The organism is Stutzerimonas stutzeri, from assembly GCF_019090095.1.
Classification (GTDB): Bacteria; Pseudomonadota; Gammaproteobacteria; order Pseudomonadales; family Pseudomonadaceae; genus Stutzerimonas; species Stutzerimonas stutzeri_AN.
Window position 1 is genome coordinate 109,600 of sequence record NZ_JAGQFP010000001.1, and the last position, 20,339, is coordinate 129,938.

23 protein-coding genes are annotated in these 20,339 nt (G+C 62.1%); 14 read left to right on the top strand and 9 right to left on the bottom strand.

Annotated features, from left to right (window positions below):
• The first annotated feature begins 19 nt into the window (after positions 1-19).
• Positions 20-625 carry a glutathione S-transferase family protein gene (locus KVO92_RS00355; protein ID WP_217473692.1) on the top strand — a complete coding sequence of 202 codons (606 nt, stop codon included), beginning with the start codon at positions 20-22 and terminating at the stop codon, positions 623-625.
• A gap of 73 nt (positions 626-698) precedes the next feature.
• Here KVO92_RS00355 and folE read toward each other — a convergent pair whose 3' ends face one another.
• The 4 genes from folE to KVO92_RS00375 form a co-directional block, all read right to left on the bottom strand.
• Positions 699-1,244: a GTP cyclohydrolase I FolE gene (folE, locus tag KVO92_RS00360; RefSeq protein ID WP_021209878.1), complete on the bottom strand. Its 546-nt coding sequence runs from the start codon at positions 1,242-1,244 to the stop codon at positions 699-701.
• A 113-nt stretch (positions 1,245-1,357) separates the two neighbouring features.
• Positions 1,358-1,915, bottom strand: coding sequence for a Smr/MutS family protein (locus KVO92_RS00365; protein WP_217473693.1), 558 nt, complete (start codon positions 1,913-1,915; stop codon positions 1,358-1,360).
• 82 nt (positions 1,916-1,997) lie between these two features.
• Entirely contained in the window at positions 1,998-2,315 is a 318-nt protein-coding gene (locus tag KVO92_RS00370; protein WP_217473694.1) for a hypothetical protein, read from the bottom strand.
• 88 nt (positions 2,316-2,403) lie between these two features.
• Positions 2,404-2,997, bottom strand: coding sequence for a cysteine hydrolase family protein (locus KVO92_RS00375; RefSeq protein ID WP_217473695.1), 594 nt, complete (start codon positions 2,995-2,997; stop codon positions 2,404-2,406).
• 189 nt (positions 2,998-3,186) lie between these two features.
• On the opposite strand from KVO92_RS00375, the gene prmB reads away from it, so the two are divergent.
• Positions 3,187-4,110, top strand: coding sequence for a 50S ribosomal protein L3 N(5)-glutamine methyltransferase (gene prmB / locus KVO92_RS00380; RefSeq protein WP_217473696.1), 924 nt, complete (start codon positions 3,187-3,189; stop codon positions 4,108-4,110).
• 27 nt (positions 4,111-4,137) lie between these two features.
• Here prmB and KVO92_RS00385 read toward each other — a convergent pair whose 3' ends face one another.
• Together KVO92_RS00385 and KVO92_RS00390 are read right to left on the bottom strand one after the other, a co-directional pair.
• A complete protein-coding gene (locus tag KVO92_RS00385) occupies positions 4,138-4,926 on the bottom strand; it encodes a hypothetical protein (protein ID WP_217473698.1) in 789 nt (262 codons plus the stop codon).
• 63 nt (positions 4,927-4,989) lie between these two features.
• Positions 4,990-5,955: an alpha/beta hydrolase family protein gene (locus KVO92_RS00390; RefSeq protein ID WP_217473700.1), complete on the bottom strand. Its 966-nt coding sequence runs from the start codon at positions 5,953-5,955 to the stop codon at positions 4,990-4,992.
• Positions 5,956-6,108: 153 nt separating this feature from the next.
• On the opposite strand from KVO92_RS00390, the gene aroC reads away from it, so the two are divergent.
• The 7 genes from aroC to KVO92_RS00425 all read left to right on the top strand — a co-directional run bounded on the left by aroC (position 6,109) and on the right by KVO92_RS00425 (position 10,829).
• Positions 6,109-7,200, top strand: a complete 1,092-nt coding sequence (gene aroC, locus KVO92_RS00395) for a chorismate synthase (protein ID WP_217473701.1) — start codon at positions 6,109-6,111, stop codon at positions 7,198-7,200.
• A gap of 66 nt (positions 7,201-7,266) precedes the next feature.
• A complete protein-coding gene (locus KVO92_RS00400) occupies positions 7,267-8,415 on the top strand; it encodes an MFS transporter (protein ID WP_217473702.1) in 1,149 nt (382 codons plus the stop codon).
• The gene (locus tag KVO92_RS00405) at positions 8,412-9,032 is read left to right on the top strand and encodes a methylthioribulose 1-phosphate dehydratase (RefSeq protein WP_217473703.1); all 621 of its coding nucleotides are present in this window, start codon (positions 8,412-8,414) and stop codon (positions 9,030-9,032) included. Before KVO92_RS00400 ends, KVO92_RS00405 begins: the two co-directional genes overlap by 4 nt.
• 82 nt (positions 9,033-9,114) lie before the next feature.
• Positions 9,115-9,660 carry a 1,2-dihydroxy-3-keto-5-methylthiopentene dioxygenase gene (locus tag KVO92_RS00410; RefSeq protein ID WP_217473704.1) on the top strand — a complete coding sequence of 182 codons (546 nt, stop codon included), beginning with the start codon at positions 9,115-9,117 and terminating at the stop codon, positions 9,658-9,660.
• Positions 9,661-9,662: 2 nt separating this feature from the next.
• On the top strand, positions 9,663-10,346 hold the full coding sequence (gene mtnC, locus KVO92_RS00415; RefSeq protein WP_217475380.1) for an acireductone synthase: 684 nt from the start codon (positions 9,663-9,665) through the stop codon (positions 10,344-10,346).
• A gap of 78 nt (positions 10,347-10,424) precedes the next feature.
• Positions 10,425-10,634 (top strand): PLD nuclease N-terminal domain-containing protein, encoded by a 210-nt coding sequence (locus tag KVO92_RS00420; protein ID WP_021207933.1) that lies wholly within the window; start codon positions 10,425-10,427, stop codon positions 10,632-10,634.
• A gap of 3 nt (positions 10,635-10,637) precedes the next feature.
• The gene (locus tag KVO92_RS00425) at positions 10,638-10,829 is read left to right on the top strand and encodes a PLDc N-terminal domain-containing protein (RefSeq protein ID WP_217473706.1); all 192 of its coding nucleotides are present in this window, start codon (positions 10,638-10,640) and stop codon (positions 10,827-10,829) included.
• 162 nt (positions 10,830-10,991) lie between these two features.
• On the opposite strand, the gene KVO92_RS00430 is transcribed toward KVO92_RS00425, so the two are convergent.
• Positions 10,992-11,960 (bottom strand): DNA-3-methyladenine glycosylase family protein, encoded by a 969-nt coding sequence (locus KVO92_RS00430; RefSeq protein ID WP_217473707.1) that lies wholly within the window; start codon positions 11,958-11,960, stop codon positions 10,992-10,994.
• A 154-nt stretch (positions 11,961-12,114) separates the two neighbouring features.
• Between KVO92_RS00430 and speE the strand changes: the two genes are divergently transcribed.
• The gene (speE, locus tag KVO92_RS00435; protein WP_217473709.1) at positions 12,115-12,975 is read left to right on the top strand and encodes a polyamine aminopropyltransferase; all 861 of its coding nucleotides are present in this window, start codon (positions 12,115-12,117) and stop codon (positions 12,973-12,975) included.
• Between the two features lie 351 nt (positions 12,976-13,326).
• The gene (locus tag KVO92_RS00440) at positions 13,327-13,668 is read left to right on the top strand and encodes a ribonuclease E inhibitor RraB (protein ID WP_217473710.1); all 342 of its coding nucleotides are present in this window, start codon (positions 13,327-13,329) and stop codon (positions 13,666-13,668) included.
• Between the two features lie 12 nt (positions 13,669-13,680).
• Here KVO92_RS00440 and KVO92_RS00445 read toward each other — a convergent pair whose 3' ends face one another.
• Positions 13,681-14,637 (bottom strand): LysR family transcriptional regulator, encoded by a 957-nt coding sequence (locus KVO92_RS00445; protein ID WP_217473711.1) that lies wholly within the window; start codon positions 14,635-14,637, stop codon positions 13,681-13,683.
• Positions 14,638-14,742: 105 nt separating this feature from the next.
• Between KVO92_RS00445 and KVO92_RS00450 the strand changes: the two genes are divergently transcribed.
• Positions 14,743-15,498: a sulfite exporter TauE/SafE family protein gene (locus KVO92_RS00450; RefSeq protein ID WP_217473712.1), complete on the top strand. Its 756-nt coding sequence runs from the start codon at positions 14,743-14,745 to the stop codon at positions 15,496-15,498.
• 13 nt (positions 15,499-15,511) lie between these two features.
• Here the strand turns inward: KVO92_RS00450 and KVO92_RS00455 are convergent, their stop codons facing one another.
• Entirely contained in the window at positions 15,512-16,909 is a 1,398-nt protein-coding gene (locus KVO92_RS00455) for an MATE family efflux transporter (protein ID WP_217473714.1), read from the bottom strand.
• A gap of 123 nt (positions 16,910-17,032) precedes the next feature.
• Here KVO92_RS00455 and pdxB point away from each other — a divergent pair, with 123 nt between their 5' ends.
• Positions 17,033-18,178: a 4-phosphoerythronate dehydrogenase PdxB gene (gene pdxB / locus KVO92_RS00460; protein WP_217473716.1), complete on the top strand. Its 1,146-nt coding sequence runs from the start codon at positions 17,033-17,035 to the stop codon at positions 18,176-18,178.
• 113 nt (positions 18,179-18,291) lie between these two features.
• Positions 18,292-20,331, top strand: a complete 2,040-nt coding sequence (dnaX, locus tag KVO92_RS00465) for a DNA polymerase III subunit gamma/tau (RefSeq protein ID WP_217473718.1) — start codon at positions 18,292-18,294, stop codon at positions 20,329-20,331.
• Positions 20,332-20,339: the final 8 nt, after the last annotated feature.

Genomic DNA, 20,339 nt, shown 5'->3' on the forward strand with positions numbered 1-20,339 from the left:
CGCGCCCAGGGGGGAGGAGATGGCGTACAAGGTCTACGGTGATTACCGTTCTGGCAACTGCTACAAAATAAAGCTGATGCTGCATCTGCTCGGGCGGGATTACGAGTGGATACCGGTGGATATCCTTCGTGGCGAGAGCCGCGAGGAGGCGTTTCTCAAAAAGAATCCCAACGGCAAGATTCCGGTTCTCGAGTTGGAGGACGGTACCTGTCTGTGGGAGTCGAACGCGATCCTCAATTTTCTCGCAGAGGGTTCGCCGTTCCTGCCATCGGAACCGCGTCTACGCACTCAGGTACTGCAGTGGCAGTTCTTCGAGCAATACAGCCATGAGCCATTCATAGCCGTGGCGCGATTCATCAAGGTTTACCTTGGCTTGCCAGATGATCGCCTGGATGAGTACGCGGCCAAGCAACTGGACGGCTATCACGCGCTGGATGTCATGGAGCAGCAACTGTTGCGCACGCCCTACCTGGTCGGCGATCAGTATTCGATTGCAGATGTGGCGCTATATGCCTACACGCACGTGGCGGAAGAGGGTGGCTTTCGATTGAACGACTACCCCGCGATCGGCGCCTGGCTGCTGCGTGTCGCCAGCCATCCAAGGCATGTGGGGATGTTCGACTAAGGCAGGCGTGACGTGACGCGCGGGCCAAAGCGAGGCCGGGAGCACCCGTCGGGCTGCTTCCCCGGCCGTTCGATCACTTGACCAGTCCGAGAAACTCGCTGCGGGTGGCGGCGTTTTCGCGGAACTGCCCCAGCATGACCGAGGTGACCATGGAGGAGTTCTGCTTTTCCACACCGCGCATCATCATGCACATGTGCTGGGCTTCGATGACAACTGCGACCCCCCAGGCACCTGTGACCGTCTGAATCGCCTCGGCGATTTCACGCGTGAGGTTCTCCTGGATCTGCAGCCGACGGGCGTACATCTCGACGATGCGCGCGACCTTCGATAGCCCCAGTACCTTGCCATTGGGCAGGTAGGCGACGTGCGCCTTGCCAATGAAAGGAAGCATGTGATGCTCGCACAGCGAATACAGCTCGATGTTTTTCACCAGCACCATTTCGCTGTTGTCGGAGCTGAATAGCGCGCCGTTGGTGACTTCCTCGAGCGTCTGCTGATAGCCCTTGCACAGGTACTGCATGGCTTTGGCCGCGCGCTTGGGCGTATCGAGCAGCCCCTCGCGGTTGACGTCCTCGCCCAGCTGGCCAAGGATCGCGGTGTAATGAGTTTCCAGGGACATGTGACTACCTGTCAGGCTTGCGAAATAGCGCGAATGCGAAGGTTAGGGGCTCGGCCGCTGGGCTGCAAGCGGCACGGGACAACAATCAGCGGAACGGGTCGCTCCTGATGTGTTCACTCGTCGCGGCCTTCGAGCATGGTTCGTTTGAGCATTACATAAGCAGCGCCGGTGCCGCCGTGCTTCGGGAGGCACGACGTGAAGCCGAGCACCTGGGGGTGCTGGCGTAACCAGGTGTTGACATGGCTTTTGATCAGCGGCCGCTTGCCATCGATTCGTGCTGCCTTACCATGGGTGACGCGTACGCAGCGAATCTCGAACTTGCAGGCTTCGGCGATAAAGTCCCAGAGCAATTCGCGAGCCTTCTCGACACTCAGCCCATGGAGATCCAGGCTGCCTTCGAAGGATATCTGGCCGGCTTTCAACTTGCGCATCTGGCTGTCCTGGACGCCGTCGCGTACCCAGTACAGCTCATCTTCGGCGGCGACGTCGATGACGAATTGATCGGACAAACCATCGATACGGGTTTCGCCGTTGCGGATCACGGCATTGGCTCGCCGCGTCGCTATCTGCGCTTTGTTGCTGCGGGGTTTGCCCGTCTCGGCGCGGTCGTGCTCGATCGGTTTGACGCCGCGCACGGCTGCTTTGAACAGCGAAAAATCATCGTCTTGCATGGGGCCTCCGCATTAGACGGCGATTTTACCCCAAAGCTTTGCGCTGGCGCTTCTTGGCGTAGTGAGAGGCGCGACGCTGCACTCAGCGTCTTCCCTTCAGGCGGGGCGACATGCTCAACCCGGCCGGCTCACGTAAGCGGCGCTTGACGCGACTTCTGATGAACATGCCCAGCGCCAGCAGAATCAGGCCCAGCACCAACAGGGTGATGGCCGCTTCACGATCGAGCGCCATACTGACGACGAAATCCTGGTGGCTGAAGAGTGCGGCAGCGCCAGAGCCGGTCAACAGAATACCGGCGAGGATCAGCAGCAGGCCAAGCGCCGAGGCCAGTCGCGACCCCCAGCTTCGTGTCTGACGAGGGCGAAGGCGACGCGCGTCGAATCCATCGGTTCGTTTCATGGCGGTTACCTCGTCAGAACAGGCTGAGACCGGGGTTCGTCCGGTCAGGTTCATTCAGTATCAGGTAACGCTCTACTGCTACGAGCGCTTACGCCAGCGCTGCGGCATCTTCCACGCAGACGGCGAAATTGTCCGCCAAAATGGTCATTTCCATGCGATGCACCTGTGCTGCCTCGATTGCACCATTCCCCATCGGCAGGTCGCGGGTAGCACAAGCCTTGTCCACCAGGGTGCAGCGATATCCATAGTCCTTTGCCGCACGGACCGTAGTACTCACGCTGGAATGCGTCATGAAACCACAAACGATCAGATCAAGGCGGCCATGCTGCTGCAACAGCTCGTGCAGCTCGGTACCGGCGAATGCATTGGGCAGCGTCTTGCCGATCACGGTTTCGCCGGCGAGCGGTGCCGCTTCGGGCATGATTTGCCCGCGTAGGCCTTGCGGGTCGAACAACCCTCCTGGGATCCCGAGGTGGTGCACGTGGACAACGGGCGCGCCAGCTGCACGGGCGGCGGCCAATACCTTGCTGATTTCCTCGAGCGCCGAGTTCAGGTTCGGGAGTGCAAGGGTGCCTGTCCGATACTCTTCCTGAACGTCAATGACCACAAGGGTCGCGTTAGCCAAAGTCGCCGGTGCATAACTGCGGCCACTGAGCTGAAGCATGGTCTGTGGCTTGGACATGACGGACTCCTTGTTTTGACGGGGGCATGATTGTGGCGCCAGATGACTGATATGTGAACTGCCCAAGGTAATGAATTCGCGATCTGAATTGCGCTCATGGGGCAATAAGCCATTACCGCCAGGCGTTTTCGCTGAGAAAGTCGGAACTCCATCGGCTAAACTGCCGCGCTTTTAACAGGAGATGCTGCCGTGACCGCTTCGCCTTCCCGCCTGCGCACCTTGCGTGACTACATTCGCTGGGCCGTCAGCCGCTTCCAAGCCGAGCAGCTGTTCTTCGGACACGGCACCGACAACGCCTGGGACGAGGCGCGGCAACTGGTGCTCGGCGCGTTGCACTTGCCCTGGGAAATGGCCGACGCCTATCTGGACTGCCGGCTCGAAGACGATGAATGCGAGCACTTGCAACAGCTGTTGCGTCGACGCATCGAGCAGCGTGTCCCCACTGCCTATCTGCTGGGGCAATCCTGGTTTTGCGGACTGCCGTTCATCGTCGATGAGCGCGTGTTGATACCGCGTTCGCCGATCGGTCAGTTGATCGAGCGTCGTTTCGAGCCCTGGCTGGCACAGCCTCCTGGCCGAATTCTCGATCTGTGCACGGGGTCCGGGTGTATCGGGATCGCCTGCGCCTATGAATTCCTCGAGGCGGAGGTGGTGCTGGCGGATCTGTCCTTCGAAGCGCTCGAAGTGGCTAATCGCAACATTGAGCTGCACGGCCTGGAAGAGCGGGTCTATACGGTGCAAAGCGATGGCTTCGATGGGCTGCCGAAGCAACGCTTCGACCTGATCGTATCCAACCCGCCCTACGTGGATGCCGAGGATTTCGCTGACATGCCGGACGAATACCACCATGAGCCGGCCCTGGGGCTGGCGTGTGGCGAGGACGGCCTGGACCTGGTGCGGCGTATGCTGGCCGAGGCGGCCGATCATCTCAGCGAAACCGGCGTACTGATCGTCGAGGTCGGTAATAGTCAGGTACACGTGGAGGCACTGTATCCCGAAGTCGACTTCACCTGGCTGGAGTTCAGCGAGGGTGGGCACGGGGTGTTCCTGCTCGCCGCTAACCAATGCCGTGAGCATCAGCCACTGTTCCGTGAGCGGCTGAACCGATCCTGAGTTAATGCCGGAGCGGGGCTGGACCCGTCAACGCGTCGCGATCCAGATGAGCAGGCCCGCCTGGAACAGGGCGAAGGCGATCAGGCAGGCGATGGTGAACCTGAGCATGCCATCTTCACGTCGCAGCCGGCTCAAGCGCTCCTGGATGTCACGGATGCTGTTTTCCTGTTCGAGCAGATTGCGATCTGCCTGCTCGAGCATCGCGGCGGCGTCCTTGAGTTCGATGATCTGTACTTTTTCGATATTCCAGTCGGCGCGCAACGCGCTGACCCGGGCGGCGCTATAGGTTGCCTTGAGTTGCTGCGGCTCCGGATACAGCACATCGAAGCCTTGGCTCAGCAGGCAGTGATCGCGCCGCAAGCGCATTTCTTCGCCGGTTATGTCCTTGGCTGGCAGTGCGCCCCCTTCGACCAGATAGTGTGCCCAGCGCTTCTGTGCCCAGAGCGCGCCTTGCGCCAGTAGAAAGCGCCCAAGACCCCGGTTGACGGGCTCGATATGCAAACCGCTGTCCGGGCCGAAACGCAGCTCTTTGGCACGGTGGTCAGCCCAGATCTCCAATGTGTTGTGTTTCTTGCTCACTACCTGACCCGGGAGCCGGATGAACAGTCGTAGCAGGCTCCGCTGGGGCGTGTGTCGTTCGACCTGAGCCAGCTCGACAAAGCGTAACGGTCGCGGGCCGGTATCTCTATCGGTTGCCAGCGGGGCTAGACGCAGCAAGCGAAATCGATCCGGAGCGAGGGTCGCCCAAGGGTCCGCCTGCACAGGGGCGGGCGTTTGAGGCTCGTTTTCGTTAGGTGATACGGGGCTGTCGGTCATGCTGGCGTCCAAGGCCTGCCGGTTGGGCGGTGGTAGGCAAGGAGCGTATCGGCCGACGAGCGGCTAGCTGGAGGGTGGCAATATGCCGTATCGGTGCAGAAACTGGCTGATCCGCTCCGTCAGCGCATGGGCGATCGGCAGCTCGGGCTGGTTGTAGGAGGCGGTCTGCGCGTCGCGGTTCATCGCCACGATGCGCAGTACGTGATTCATTCCCGGAATCAAGGCCAGCTCCGCATCCGCTCTGGCGCGCTGCAGCGCCTGCGCATCCTCGCGCTCGACCTGGATGTCGTGTGTGCCCTGGATGATCAAGGCCGGTGAGCGGGTCTTGGCGAAGGCGCTCGCCGGGTCCTGATCGAACAGTGAAATCAGATAGGGTTGTACGCTCGGGCGAAACAACACCTGTAATGGTTCCGGTACCTCGTCATGCGTTCTGCCTGCCTTGAGCTCATCGATCAGGTAATACGCGGTCGCCAGCAAGGGCGGCGGCAGACGGCCCTGGAGTTGCTCGCGCAGCAACAGGTCGATGGGACGCCCGCTGCCGGCGATGCTGATCAAGGCGGCTGGCGCCACGCTCGGCGCGGCCAGGCTGGCAATCAGTGCGCCCTCGCTGTGGCCGACCAATACCACCCGGGAAAAGCGCGGGTCCGCTTGCAACAGGTGCGCCCAGGCGATGGCGTCGGTGACATAGCCGTCCACGCTCAGCTGGCGTTCATCTGGCGCTGCGGCGCGGCTTTGACCGATCCCGCGCTTGTCGTACCGCAGGCTGGCGACCCCGAGCTTGGCAAGCGCCTGCGCCAACCGCTTGAGACTGTCATTACGGCCCAACGGGTTGTTGCCGTCGCGGTCGGTGGGACCAGAGCCGGGAATCAACAGGGCGACCGGTACGGCTTGCTCAGCCTTCGGCAGCAACAGACTGCCATACAGACGGCCCTCGGGGACTTCCACCGTCATCGCCTGGTTTAACAGCGTTCTAGCCTGTACGTGGGGAGTGAGCATGGCGAGCAGGGCTACCAGCAGAAGGAAGCGCATGGCGGAGATCGATCATTGACGAAGCGAATTGGATACGAGGCGGGACCATTGGTTCGCCGAGCCAGTATGCGCCGTCACCGAAGGCAGTGAAACCTGCAGCCGCTCGGGTATACTTCCGGCCCCTGTTTAGGTCGATCGCGGAGCGCGCCCTGCATGTCCGGCAACACATACGGCAAACTGTTCACCGTCACCACCGCTGGTGAAAGCCATGGTCCGGCGCTGGTCGCCATCGTCGACGGTTGCCCGCCTGGGCTGGAACTGACCACCGCGGACCTGCAGCGAGACCTCGACCGGCGCAAACCGGGTACCAGTCGGCATACCACCCAGCGCCAGGAGCCGGACGAGGTCGAGATACTGTCCGGCGTGTTCGAGGGGCGCACCACCGGCTGTCCGATCGGTTTGCTGATACGCAATACGGACCAGAAATCCAAAGACTATTCGGCGATCAAGGATCTGTTCCGACCTGCTCACGCCGATTACAGCTACCACCATAAGTACGGTTTGCGCGATTACCGCGGCGGTGGGCGCAGCTCCGCCCGTGAAACCGCCATGCGCGTTGCCGCCGGCGCCATCGCCAAGAAATACCTAGCGACGCTGGGCATCCAGGTCCGTGGCTACATGAGCCAGCTGGGGCCTATCGAAATTCCATTCAAAACCTGGGACAGCGTCGAGCAGAACGCCTTTTTTTGCCCCGATCCGGACAGGGTGCCGGAGCTTGAAGCGTACATGGACCAGTTGCGCCGGGATCAGGACTCGGTGGGAGCGAAGATTACCGTGGTCGCCGACGGTGTACCGCCAGGCCTTGGCGAGCCGATTTTCGACCGTCTGGATGCCGACCTGGCGCATGCCTTGATGAGTATCAACGCGGTCAAGGGCGTGGAGATCGGCGCCGGTTTCGCCTGCGTCGCACAGCGCGGCACCGAGCACCGGGACGAAATGACGCCGGCGGGGTTCGTCTCGAACAATGCGGGCGGGGTGCTTGGCGGGATTTCTTCCGGTCAGCCGATCGTTGCGCATCTGGCGCTCAAGCCGACTTCCAGCATCACCACGCCCGGTCGCTCGATCGATGTCGATGGCAATCCGGTCGACGTCATCACCAAAGGCCGCCACGACCCCTGCGTCGGTATCCGTGCCACGCCGATCGCCGAAGCGATGATGGCTATCGTGCTGCTGGATCACTTGCTGCGTCATCGCGGACAGAATGCTGACGTGCTGGTGGGTACGCCGGTGCTCGGGCAGCTCTGAGCCATAGGCACCCACACGAACGGGGCATCGGATGTCGTCTTGCTTGCAGCTCGGTGCCCCCGGCCTATGACCGCCTTGCCCTACTGGCGCCTGTCCAGCTTCTATTTCTTCTACTTCGCGCTGCTAGGCTCCGCTGCACCCTTCCTCGGCCTGTACTTCGACCACCTCGGCTTCTCCGCGGCGCGTATCGGCGAGCTGGTCGCCATTCCCATGCTGATGCGCTGCGTAGCGCCCAATCTCTGGGGCTGGCTCGGCGATGCTACCGGGCGGCGCCTGGTGATCGTGCGTATCGGCGCGATCTGTACCTTGCTCTCCTTCGGTTTGATCTTCCACAGCAAGAGCTACGCCTGGCTGGCACTGGTGATGGCATTGCACGCCTTCTTCTGGCACGCGGTGCTTCCGCAGTTCGAGGTGATCACCCTCGCGCACCTGCGCGATCAGGCGTCACGCTACAGCCAGATCCGCCTGTGGGGCAGCATGGGGTTCATTGTGGCGGTCGTAGGGCTCGGTGCGCTGTTTGACCGTCTTGGACTGGACGTATATCCGGTGGCGGTAATGGTGGTCATGGCGGGTATCGTCATCAGCAGTGTCTGGGTGCCAGATGCCGTGCCGGAGCAACGACCGGAGCTGGACGGGCAGGGCGGCTTTCTTCGCCAGCTGTGCCGGCCGGGGGTATTGGCCTTTTTTGTCTGCGTAGGCCTGATGCAGGTCAGCCATGGCCCGTACTACACGTTTTTCTCGATACACCTCGAGGCGCTTGGTTACGGTCGCAGCATCATCGGGATGCTCTGGGCGCTGGGGGTGGTGGCCGAAATCCTGTTGTTTCTGGTGATGGCCGCCTTGTTGGCGCGGTTCTCGCTGCGCCAGGTATTGATGGTCAGTTTCGGATTGGCCGCGATTCGCTGGTTGCTGCTGGGCGTCTTGGCCGATCATCTGGCGGTGCTGCTTATCGCACAGTTGATGCATGCGGCCACCTTCGGCAGTTTCCACGCAGCGGCCATTCATTTCGTCCAGCGTAGTTTCGGCCATAGGCAGCAGGGGCAAGGGCAGGCGCTGTATGCGACCCTCGCCGGTATTGGCGGTGCCCTGGGGGCGCTCTATTCCGGCTACAGCTGGGCCAGCCTCGGCCCGTTATGGACCTTTGCCATCGCCAGTCTGGCAGCACTGGCCGCAGCCGTTATCATTGCCATCCCCCAGCAGGAGAATCGGGCATGACATCCACGCGTGAACAGCTCTCGCAGGCCATCATCGAGGCGGGACGTTTCCTTTATGGTCGCGGCTGGTCGCCGGCCACCAGCAGCAATTATTCGGCACGTCTGACCAGCGCCGAGGTACTGCTGACCGTGTCGGGTAAGCACAAGGGGCAACTGACGCCCGAGGACTTGCTGGCCGTCGACATGGACGGGCGCAGCCTGGAGGATGGCAAGAAACCCTCCGCCGAAACGCTGCTGCACACCCAGTTGTATCGCTGGCGCCCCGAGATCGGGGCCGTGTTGCATACGCACTCGGTCAACGCCACCGTGCTTTCTCGTCTCTGTCTGAGTGAGTCGCTGGTCTTTGCAGACTATGAGCTGCAGAAGGCTTTCAGCGGCGTTGCCACGCACGAATCGCAGGTGGTCGTACCAATCTTCGACAATGACCAGGACATCGAGCGACTCGCCGCGCGTGTCCAGCCCTGGCTGGATCAGCATCCCGACTGCGTCGGCTATCTGATCCGCGGGCATGGTCTCTACACCTGGGGCGCGCAGATGCGCGATGCGCTGCGTCAGATCGAGGCGTTTGAATTTCTCTTCGAATGCGAACTGAAAATGCGCATGCTGCAGCGACCCTGACTGCGCACCGATTTCACCGCGTCTGACGCGTGCCGAACCACTGATGACAAGCCGGGCACGAACGTGCCGGCTGGAGACAACCATGAGCATTCTCAGCGTTTACCAGGACAGCCATCCCGAGCAACCCCTCAAGGTGCTGACGCACATCGATGATATCGCCGCCACGCTGGCCGAGGTTGGCGTGCGCCTGGAGCGCTGGGAGGCCTGCGCTCCCATTGGTGCCGGGGCCAGCCCGGAAGAGGTCATCGCCGCCTATCGTCCTCAGATCGATCGGCTGATGAGTGAGCGCGGCTACGTCACTGTCGATGTGATCAGTTTGAGCAGCGACCATCCGCAGAAGGCGGAACTGCGCGCCAAATTCCTCGACGAACATCGCTATGCCGAGGACGAGGTTCGCTTCTTCGTCGCAGGGCGTGGCCTGTTCACCCTGCATATCGAAGACAAGGTATACGCGGTGCTCTGCGAGAAGAATGATCTGATTTCCGTGCCGGCTGGCACCAGGCACTGGTTCGACATGGGCGAACATCCCCACTTCGTCGCCATTCGTCTGTTCAACAACCCCGAGGGTTGGGTTGCGCAGTTCACCGGCGAGGATATCGCTGGCCGCTTCCCGCGACTGGAGGATTGATGATGCCGATCAAAGCCATCCTGACCGACATCGAAGGCACCACCAGTGCGGTGAGCTTCGTCTTCGACGTCTTGTTTCCATATGCTCGCGAGCATCTTCCGGCCTACGTGCGCGATCATGCGGAGGAGCCGTCGGTGGCGGCTCAGATCGAGGCCGTACGGCGTGAAAGCGGCGAGCCGAACGCCAGCGTCGAACGCGTCGCCTCGATTCTGCTGGAATGGATCGCGGCCGACCGCAAGGCCACACCGTTGAAAGCGCTGCAAGGCATGGTCTGGGCCGAAGGCTACCGCGCCGGGCAGCTCAAGGGGCATGTCTATCCAGACGCGGTTCGCGCGCTGCACCGCTGGCACGAACAGGGCTATGCGCTGTATGTCTATTCGTCAGGCTCGGTTCAGGCACAGAAACTGATCTTCGGTTGTGCCGAGGCGGGCGATCTGACTCCGCTGTTCTCCGGTTATTTCGATACCAGCAGCGGACACAAGCGCGAAGTGGGCTCATATGTAGGCATCGCCGCCTCGATCGGATTGCCACCCGACGCGATCCTGTTCCTCTCCGATGTGGTGGAGGAACTGGACGCCGCGCGCCAGGCCGGCATGCGCACCTGCGGCCTGGCACGCGAAGGCGGGGCACTGCCGGGTCACGACGTGGTCAGCAGCTTCGACGCAATCGATCCGGCGCGTTTCTGAATCCGAACCGGCGGCTACTGAACCCTCATACCGCCCTGGCATCCTAATTACGAACTCACCGTAATTTGGAGTCTTGCCATGACCGATGCCTTTGGCGGTATTTTCGGCCTGCTTATCCTGGCACTGGATATCTGGGCCATTGTCAGCGTGCTCCGTAGCGACAGCACTACGGGCAAGAAGGCCCTCTGGGTACTGCTGATCGTCATCCTCCCGGTGCTGGGCCTGATCATCTGGGGCATCATGGGGCCACGCGGTAACCGTCCCGACGACCGCAACCTGAGGCCTTGACGCGTGGAGACCTGGAGTACGCTGCTGGCCCTGGTCGTGCTGGTGGCCGATGTAATCGCCATCGTTCAGGTCTGGCGCACGCGTATCGAGGTCGGCCGCAAAATCATCTGGAGCCTCGTTGTCCTGCTGCTGCCGGTCGTGGGTCTGATCATGTGGTTCGTGGCCGCCGGACACCTCGGCAAAGTCCGCTTGTAATTCCAGATGAAGATCGGGCCCGTCAGGGTCCGATCTCGTTGGTGCGAACGAGGGACGCTCGGTCAGGCTGCACTGACATTCCGGGCAAAGATATGGAAGACGCTGGCTTCGGCCGCGGCCTGCTCGCTTTAATGCTTAGGCATTGCGGACCTCGGCATCTCGTCACCCCGTCGACGTCTGTGTTCGGCGCTTCACGATGGCTCTGGCGTCCATTGCTGTGCTCTTGGTGGGCTTGTGCTTCGCTAACGCCAACGCACGTTCGTAGGCCGACCAGATATGCACGGCGGCATACGCCCGCCAAGGTCGCCACGCCTCTGCGCGGATCAGTAACTGCCTGGCAGTGATGCCCTGGGCTCCCCAGAGGGGTGCCTTTAACAACCCAAGGTCGGCGGCGGGAAACGCGTCAGCCTCGCCGAACCCGCGCAGGACGATGTATTCGGCGGTCCAGGGTCCGATGCCAGGCAGCTCGCAGAGCCGGCTGATGAGCGCATTCGCGCCCTTATCGATCTGCAATTCGAGGGAGCCGTCGGCGACCGCGGCTGCGAGGCGTTGCAGCGTTGCCACGCGCTTACCCGGCATGCCGATGTTATCCAAACTGGCATCGGCGATGGCCTGGGGACTGGGAAACAGCCGGAGCAGGTCGCTCGATCTGTCGGACCGGTCCGGCGATAGGTCCGCGCCAAGCCGCTCCACCAGGCGTCGGGTGATGGTCACCGCGGCCTTGACCGTGACCTGCTGACCGATGATCGCGCGCACGGCCTGTTCAAAGGGGTCGAAGGCACTGGGCAAACGCAGACCGGGATTGGCACTGACCAACGGGGCGAGCAACGGATCATCGGCAAAATGCCGGGTCGTGGCGGCGGGGTCCGCGTCCAGATCGAACATTCTGCGAACCCGTGCCGCCAGCATGGGGGCGTGGCCCTGTAACGAATCGCTCAGGGTCAGCTCAAGAGCCGTCTGTTCCGGTAGCGGTTGGACACTGAGCCAGCCGGCGTCGGCGCCGACCCGCACGGTGCGGCTATAGCGCGTGGGCTGAAGCGCCTCGACGCCGGGCAGCAGGCGCAATGCGAAGTGATCGTGGAACTGTGACCAATTCCATGGTGGCAGGTAGGGAAGGTTGAAGGGCGTCATGAGTCGACGATAGCTGCCATTGATGGGTACGTCTTCACCGGATGCGCTTTCAAAGCAGATGGTTCCAACCTGTCATGGGACCAAAGTAGAATGCGACTCTTTGCCAATGGGCGTGCATCGCCCGTCTGTTAGCCATCCATCAGGGAGACACCCCATGAGCGATTATCAGGAAACTCTCTACGAGGGATACGGCCAGCGCTTCAGGATCGACAAGATGCTGCATGAGGTGCGCACCGAGCACCAGCATCTGGTCATCTTCGAGAACGCCCGCATGGGTCGCGTCATGGCACTCGATGGGGTGATTCAAACCACCGAGGCGGACGAATTCATCTACCACGAGATGCTTACCCACGTACCGATTCTGGCCCACGGCCTGGCGCGCCGGGTACTGATCATCGGTGGTGGCGACGGCGGCATGCTGCGCGAAGTCGCCAAGCACAGCGATGTCGAGAGCATCACCATGGTCGAGATCGATGGCACCGTGGTGGAGATGTGCAAGGAGTTCCTGCCCGAGCATTCGAAGGGTGCCTTCAATGACCCGCGTCTGAATCTCGTGATCGATGATGGCATGCGTTTCGTGGCGACCACCGAAGAAAAATTCGACGTGATCATTTCCGATTCGACCGATCCCATCGGGCCCGGCGAGGTGCTTTTCTCGGAGAATTTCTATCAGGCGTGCCGTCGATGCCTCAACGAAGGCGGGATTCTGGTCACCCAGAACGGTACTCCCTTCATGCAGTTGAGCGAGGTGCAGACCACCGCCAAACGCATGACCGGCCTGTTTCCGGACTGGCATTTCTACCAGGCTGCGGTGCCTACCTATATCGGCGGTGCCATGACCTTCGCCTGGGGCGCCTGCGATTCCGACAGCCGCAAGCTGTCGCTGGAAACCCTGCACCAGCGGTTCAACGGCAGTGGCATCGTGACCCGTTATTACAATCCGCATATCCATCTCGGCGCATTTGCGCTGCCGCAGTACGTGTTACAGGCCATCAACAAGCCCAGCAACGGCTAAGCTGGTTGGTGCGCGGCCAAGGTTTGGCTGCGCACCGAGGCCTTTCAACACCCGAGCACGGTGGCCGCTGCCGCTCGATAGGCCATTGCGGCAGCGACCTATACACCGTATGTTCGAATGGTGGTTGTGCCGTGTGAGCTGTATGAGGCCGCCGGGCGATGGGCGTTAGGCCGGCTTCATCGAACTACCGGGTCATGCAGTGGCCTATTAGAAAGACCACAAGGTTTTTCCGCTTCGTACGACCAGGCAACGGCGACTCCCTGTTGGCTATCCAGCCAACTCCGCAACGAGGTGAGAACAAAGCTTTCCATTCCTGAAAATCGTCATCCATGGGTGAGAGGAGGTTGTTTTATGAGTACCACCTTCCATGAGGATGTAAGCAGCAACGTGCTTCTAAGGATGAAAGAGGGCGGTTTCGATTTCGCCCGGGTCCACCCGATAGAGTTCTACGCAGTATTTCCAGATCGAGAGCGCGCCTGCGCTGCCGCCAGCAATTTTCGCGGCGAGTCGGTCAATACGCAGATAGCCCCGCGCGATGATGGGGCCTGGGATCTGCAGGTCAGCAAGGTGATGTATGCCACGTTCGATGGCATCGGTGATTTCGAACAGGACCTGGAGAACCTGGTCGAGCCCTTGGGTGGCGTCGTGGACGGCTGGGGTGTCACCCAGGAACTGTCCGGGTGTTCCGTCTGAGCATCGCTTCATTCAGTTGAAACGGAGTCCGCTTTGCAGTGCCTGGTCCCATGGCGGGACCGGGCCGAAGCGGCGTTTCAGAAACTCCAGCAATAACCGGCTCCGGGAATCGGCCTCCCGGGTGAGCCGCAGCGCGTAGATGCCGCTTGGTTCCGGTTTTGGTAGCCCCTGCTCGCAGAATAGGGGCAATAGCTCCCCCCGTAGCAGGTGCTCGCTGACCAGCCAGGTCGGCAGGTGGGCGATGCCCAGGCCGGCGAGCGCACCGCTCAACAGCGCCTCGGCATTGTTCGCCACCATGCGCAAGCGTTTGGGGCGGAGCAGTTGCTGTTTGCCCGACTGGTCGAAGCGCCAGGCATATTGCGGTGCCAGCGCATCCCAGTCCAACCCGTCGTGGGCCGGCAGATCCGCGACCGTTTGCGGCATGCCCCGTTGTTGAAGATATGCCGGGCTGGCGCAGACGATGCGCAGCATGGGCGCTAGCGGCGTGGCGACCAGGCGCGTATCGGCCAACGGACCGATACGTAAGACCAGATCGACGTCGCCCAGGTGTTCCCCCTGTAGATCGACGAAGCTGTCGATTAGCCGCAGCTGAATATCGACGCCCGGATAAGCCTGCAGAAACTCCGCCAGCGCGGGCGCCAGATGCCTGCGCCCGAACGGCGCCGGTGCATCGATGCGGATACGGCCTTGCGGTGCGCTTTGCAAAGAAGTGATCTCTGCACGCGCCAGCTGCAGCTCCTGGACGATGCGCCTGGCGCGTTCGGCGAATGCATGTCCGGCCGTGGTCGGTTTGATTGAGTGGGTGTTGCGGCTGACCAGCTGGCAATCGAGTGACCGTTCCAGCGAATCGATACGCCGTGCCACGGCTGAGGGCGTCAGTGCGTGCAGGCGAGCCGCCCCGGAAAAACTACCCGCGTCGAGCACATCGAGAAATAGCTTGAGCTGACTGGTCAGGGCATTGGCGTCCATATCGATCGTTCTGCTATGCGTGAAAGGCAAAACCATTGTGCGCGCTTGTGCATGTACCTGCTAGAAGCGGCTGCGTAGCATGGCGTTTTCTTTTGGAAAACGAGCATGGGATTCGTCGAATTCGGGCTGAACGTGGTGTTGGGCTTGGCCTTGGGGACGCTTGGCGGCCTGTTCGGCATTGGCGGCGGGCTCATTGCGATCCCGGTCCTCGGCGTGCTGTTCGATCTGGATCAGCAGGTGGCTCAAGGGACGGCGCTGGTCATGGTGGTGCCCAACGTGCTGCTGGCGATCTGGCGCTATCACCAGCGCAACCGTATCGACCCACGTCACGCTGCGGCCTTGGGTGTGGCCAGTTTCTGCTTCGCCATCGCCGGTGCGGCCGTGGCTGTCTCGCTGGATGCTGGACGCATGCGTATCGGCTTCATCGGTTTCCTGGTCGCCCTGGCCATCTATACGCTGTCGCGCGTATTCATAAAGCACCAGCCTGGCGGAACCGAGCTGCGCCACCCATGGCCATGGTTAGGCGTGCTGGGCGCCTGGGCAGGAGCGCTGGGCGGCTTGTTCGGCGTGGGGGGCGCGGTGCTGGCCACGCCGGTGTTGACGGCGGTGTTCGGCACCTCGCAGGTTGTGGCACAGGGGCTATCGCTGTCGCTGGCAGCACCGAGTACGGCCGTCACGCTGGTCACCTATGCCACCCACGGTCAGGTCGACTGGGCGTTGGGGGTGCCGCTGGCCATTGGCGGGTTGCTCAGCATCAGCCTGGGCGTGAAGCTTGCGCACGCGCTGCCGGAGCGTCTGCTGCGTCTTATGTTCAGTGGCTTTCTGCTGCTGAGTGCGGCCATGCTGGCGCTCGAGATCTAGCCGCCAGCTCCGCTCATGGCTGGGTTTGCATGGCCGTCGCCGGCTGCCGGCGAATTTCCCGGCGTGCGCTGCGCGCCAGGCGGATGGTCAGCAGGATCGCGGCGCAACTCAGACCGGCGATCAGCCCCTGCCAGAGACCTGCCGGGCCGCTCGGTTCGCCAAACCTATCGGTGAGGCCCAAGGTGTAGCCGACCGGCAGGCCGATCCCCCAATAGGCGAAGAGGGTAAAGATCATGGTCATGCGCGTGTCCTGGTAACCACGCAAGGCGCCGGCTGCGGTTACCTGGACCACGTCGGAGAACTGGAACAGTGCGGCGTAGAAGAACAGGCTGGCGGCCACCGCAATCACTGCCGGGTCGGGGGTATAGATCCGGGCGATCTGCTCGCTGAACAACAGCATCGAGCCGGCCGAAAAACAGGCATAGACCAGGCTGGACACGATTCCGACGCCAGCGGCGAAACGTGCATCGCGAGGTGCGCCACGCCCCAGGGCCTGGCCGATCCGTATGGTGATCGCCATACCCAGCGACAGCGGAATCATGAAGATCAGCGAGGTGAAATTGAGCGCGATCTGGTGGCCCGCCACTACCGTGGCGCCTAGCGCGCCGATCAGCAGTGCAATGACCGAGAAGATGCTGGCCTCGGCAAACACGGCGATGCCGATCGGCACACCCACCGAGAGCAGGCGGCTCAGTACTGACCATTGTGGCCAATCGAAGCGGGCAAACAGCTGGCTGGGCTGGTAATACCCGGCTCGGCGCACCCAGAACAGCATCGCCAGCAACATGAAGCCCATGACCAGCGCAGTTGCCCATCCGCAGCCGACACCACCCATCGCGGGCAGGCCCAACTTGCCGTAGATGAAGATGTAGTTCAGCGGAATGTTCAAAGTCAGCGCGAGAATGCCCACCACCATGCTCGGTCGGGTATGACCGAGTCCATCGCTGAAACAGCGCAACACCTGGTACAGCGCCACGGCAGGGAAGCCGCAGGCCACTGCGCGCAAATAAGCCATGGTGGGCTCGATCAGGACGGGTTCGACCCGTAGCAGGTGAAGCACGGGCTCGGCATTCCACATCAGCACGGCGAACAGCAAGCCCACGCCGAACCCCATCCAAAGTGCTTGGCGCACCAGCGGGCCGATCTGTTCATGTTCAGCGCGGCCAAAGCGTTGGGCCACGTTCGGGGTGGTCGCCAGGATGACGCCTGTCACCAGCAGGAACACCGGCACCCAGATCGAATTGCCGAGGGCCACCGCGGCAAGATCGTAGGGGCCGACGCGGCCTGCCATCAGCGTATCGACGAAGCCCATGGCCGTGTTCGCCAGTTGGGCGACCATCATCGGCAGAGCCAGGGCGAAGAGGGTGCGCAATTCTACGCGAATCCGTCTGAGTTTCGACTCAGTGGGCATTACAGACATTCCGGATTGTATACAGAAGCGCGCTAGTCTACGCCGCCGAGGCACCACTCGGAAAGGCAGCATAGCGCCGCCACCCGGTCTAGAATGGCCCCCATCGATGACGGAGCCCCACTGATGCGAATCCTTGCCGACGAAAACATTCCGCTGGTTGACGACTTTTTTGGCGAGCACGGCGACATTCGCCGCATGACGGGCCGTAGCATCAACCGAGCGGCATTGGAGCAGGCCGAAGTGCTCCTGGTTCGTTCGGTTACCCGGGTCGATCGCGAGCTGCTCGAAGGCAGTGCGGTGCGCTTCGTGGGCACCTGTACCATCGGCACGGACCATCTGGACATCGACTATTTCGATGAGGTGGGTATCGACTGGGCAAGCGCACCAGGATGCAATGCGCGTGGCGTCGTCGATTACGTGCTAGGCAGCCTGCTGGCGCTGGCCGAAGGTGAGGGTGTGGCGCTGGATAGCCGCCGTTATGGCATTGTCGGGGCGGGTGAGGTCGGCGGCCGGCTGGTGAACGTATTGCGTGGCCTCGGCTGGGACGTCCGCGTGTGCGATCCGCTACGCCAGGCGCAAGAGGCCGGCGATTTCGTCGGGCTGGAGCAGATACTCGACGAGTGCGATGTCATCAGTCTGCACACGCCTTTGACCTTGGAGGGCGAGCATTCGACGTTCCATCTGTTGGATCAGGCTCGTCTGGAGCGCCTGCGTCCAGGCGCCTGGCTGATCAACGCCGCCCGTGGCGCAATCGTCGACAATGTCGCGCTGCGCGAGCAACTGGCCAGACGGCCGGATATCCAGGCTGTCCTCGATGTCTGGGAAGGCGAGCCGCAGGTCGACGTCGAGCTGGCCGAGTTGTGCTGGATCGCCACCCCGCACATCGCAGGTTACAGCCTGGACGGCAAGCTGCGCGGAACGGCCCAGATCTATCAAGCGTTCTGTGCCAGCAAAGACATCGAACCCAAGGTCGATCTCGCTGGGCTGATGCCTGCCGCACCGCTACGCGGGCTGGTGTTCGATGGCTCGGTCAGTCCGGCAGACATGCTGTCGACCATCTGCCGCGCGGTCTACGACCCGCGCCGGGACGACGCCGCATTCCGGCGCAGCCTGAATGGCAACGAAACGCAGCGTCGTATTGATTTCGACCAACTGCGCAAGCAGTACCCGCCGCGCCGGGAAATCGAGGGTCTGCAGATCGAAATCAATCAAGCGCAACCAGTGCAGGAAAACCTCGTGCGGGCGCTGGGGGCTTGCCTGAGCCGCTGATGGATGAGGCAGCGCTGCGTGATGCCAGGCAGCGGGCAGACGACGGGCTGGATGCAATTTTTGGCCTGCTCCGCTAGCATTACGCGTCTTCTGCTTTAGCCCGCGATGGTGTTATGAGTTATCAGGTACTAGCCCGCAAATGGCGTCCGCGCTCGTTCCGCGAAATGGTCGGCCAGACGCATGTGCTCAAGGCCCTGATCAACGCGCTGGACAGTCAGCGTCTGCACCACGCCTATCTGTTCACCGGTACGCGTGGCGTCGGCAAGACCACCATCGCACGCATCATCGCCAAGTGTCTGAACTGCGAGACCGGCATCAGCTCCACGCCGTGCGGAACGTGTTCGGTCTGTCGCGAGATCGACGAGGGACGTTTCGTCGATCTGATCGAGGTCGATGCTGCGAGCCGCACCAAGGTCGAGGATACGCGCGAGCTCCTGGACAACGTGCAGTACGCCCCCAGTCGGGGCCGCTACAAGGTCTACTTGATCGACGAAGTGCACATGCTCTCGTCGCACTCATTCAATGCGCTGCTCAAGACGCTTGAAGAGCCGCCACCTCACGTCAAATTCCTGCTGGCCACCACGGACCCGCAAAAACTGCCGGTCACCATTCTTTCGCGCTGTTTGCAGTTCTCCCTGAAGAACATGCCTCCCGAGCGTGTCGTCGAGCACCTGACCCATGTGCTGGGTGTCGAGCAGGTTCCCTTCGAGGAGGATGCGCTCTGGTTGCTAGGCCGGGCTGCCGACGGGTCGATGCGTGACGCCATGAGCCTGACTGACCAGGCCATCGCGTTCGGTGAAGGCCGGGTGCTCGCGGCCGACGTGCGCAGCATGCTCGGCACACTCGATCATGGCCAGGTTTACGGGGTATTGCAGGCGCTGCTCGAAGGTGACGCTCGAGCACTGCTCGAGGCGGTGCGCCATCTCGCGGAGCAGGGGCCTGACTGGGGCGGCGTGTTAGCTGAAATGCTCAACGTACTGCACCGTGTTGCGGTTGCGCAGGCGCTTCCGGATGCTGTCGATAACGGGCAGGGCGACCGCGATCGAGTGCTGGCGCTGGCTCAGGCGCTGCCGGCTGAAGACGTGCAGTTCTATTACCAGATGGGCCTGATCGGTCGCCGTGACTTGCCATTGGCACCTGATCCGCGCAGCGGTTTCGAAATGGTGATGTTGCGCATGCTCGCGTTCCGTCCCGCAGACAGTGAAAACGCGCCGCGAACACCGCTAAAGAACTTGGGAATCAGTCCGGCCACGACTGATTCCGTAACGACGAAGGTGGCCGGTTCAGCGGCATCGGCTGCGCCGGTTGATGATGGGGTTACTGCGCGAGCCGAGCCGCCGGTCGCTACGCCACCAGGCCCACCAGCGGAACGGCTGACCCCCGCGCCGGCGTCGGTTGATGCGAGCGTCGAGCCGCAGCCAGCACCGGCGAGCCAGCTCGTATCCGAAGAGCTGCCCGAGCCGGTAGTTCCGACCTCCGAACCCCCTGTCGTCGACGTTCCCTGGAACGAACCGCCCAGTACGCCGCCGATCGCGGTAGAAAGCGAGGCGCTTGAACAGCGGACCACCCCGATCGAGCAGCCGGAGCACGTAGCGGCTGTGGTTGAGGTGAGCGAGCCGGATGACGACGAGCCACCGCTCACCGACGAGGATTACTTCGAGGTTGAGACGCAGGCCGAAGCCTTCCTTGATGGGCTGGATGATTTGGCGCCTGAGCCTCAAGCTGCCGAACCGATGCCTGCAGTCGAGCCCGCCACCGGCCTGGCCGCAGAGTGGCAAGACATTTATCTGAAGCTGGGATTGGGCGGGCTGACCGGAAGCATCGCAGCCAATTGCACCCTGGTCTCCGTCGAAGGCGACCGCTGGCTCATGCACCTGGACCCGGCGCAAAGTGCGCTGTTCAACGCCACCCAACACCGACGCTTGAACGACGCCTTGAATCAATATCATGGACGCACCCTGCGGTTGGATATCGAACTGCAGGCGCCGCAGCAGGAAACGCCTGCTCAGGCTGCGTCGCGGCGCCGTGGCGAGCGCCAGCGGGCTGCAGAACAGTCGATTCAGGCCGACCCGGTCGTGCAGCAACTGATGCAGCAGTTCGCCGCCGTCATTCGCGACGGTACTATCGAACCCGTCGAACACTCCGAAAGCTGACCCGAGGG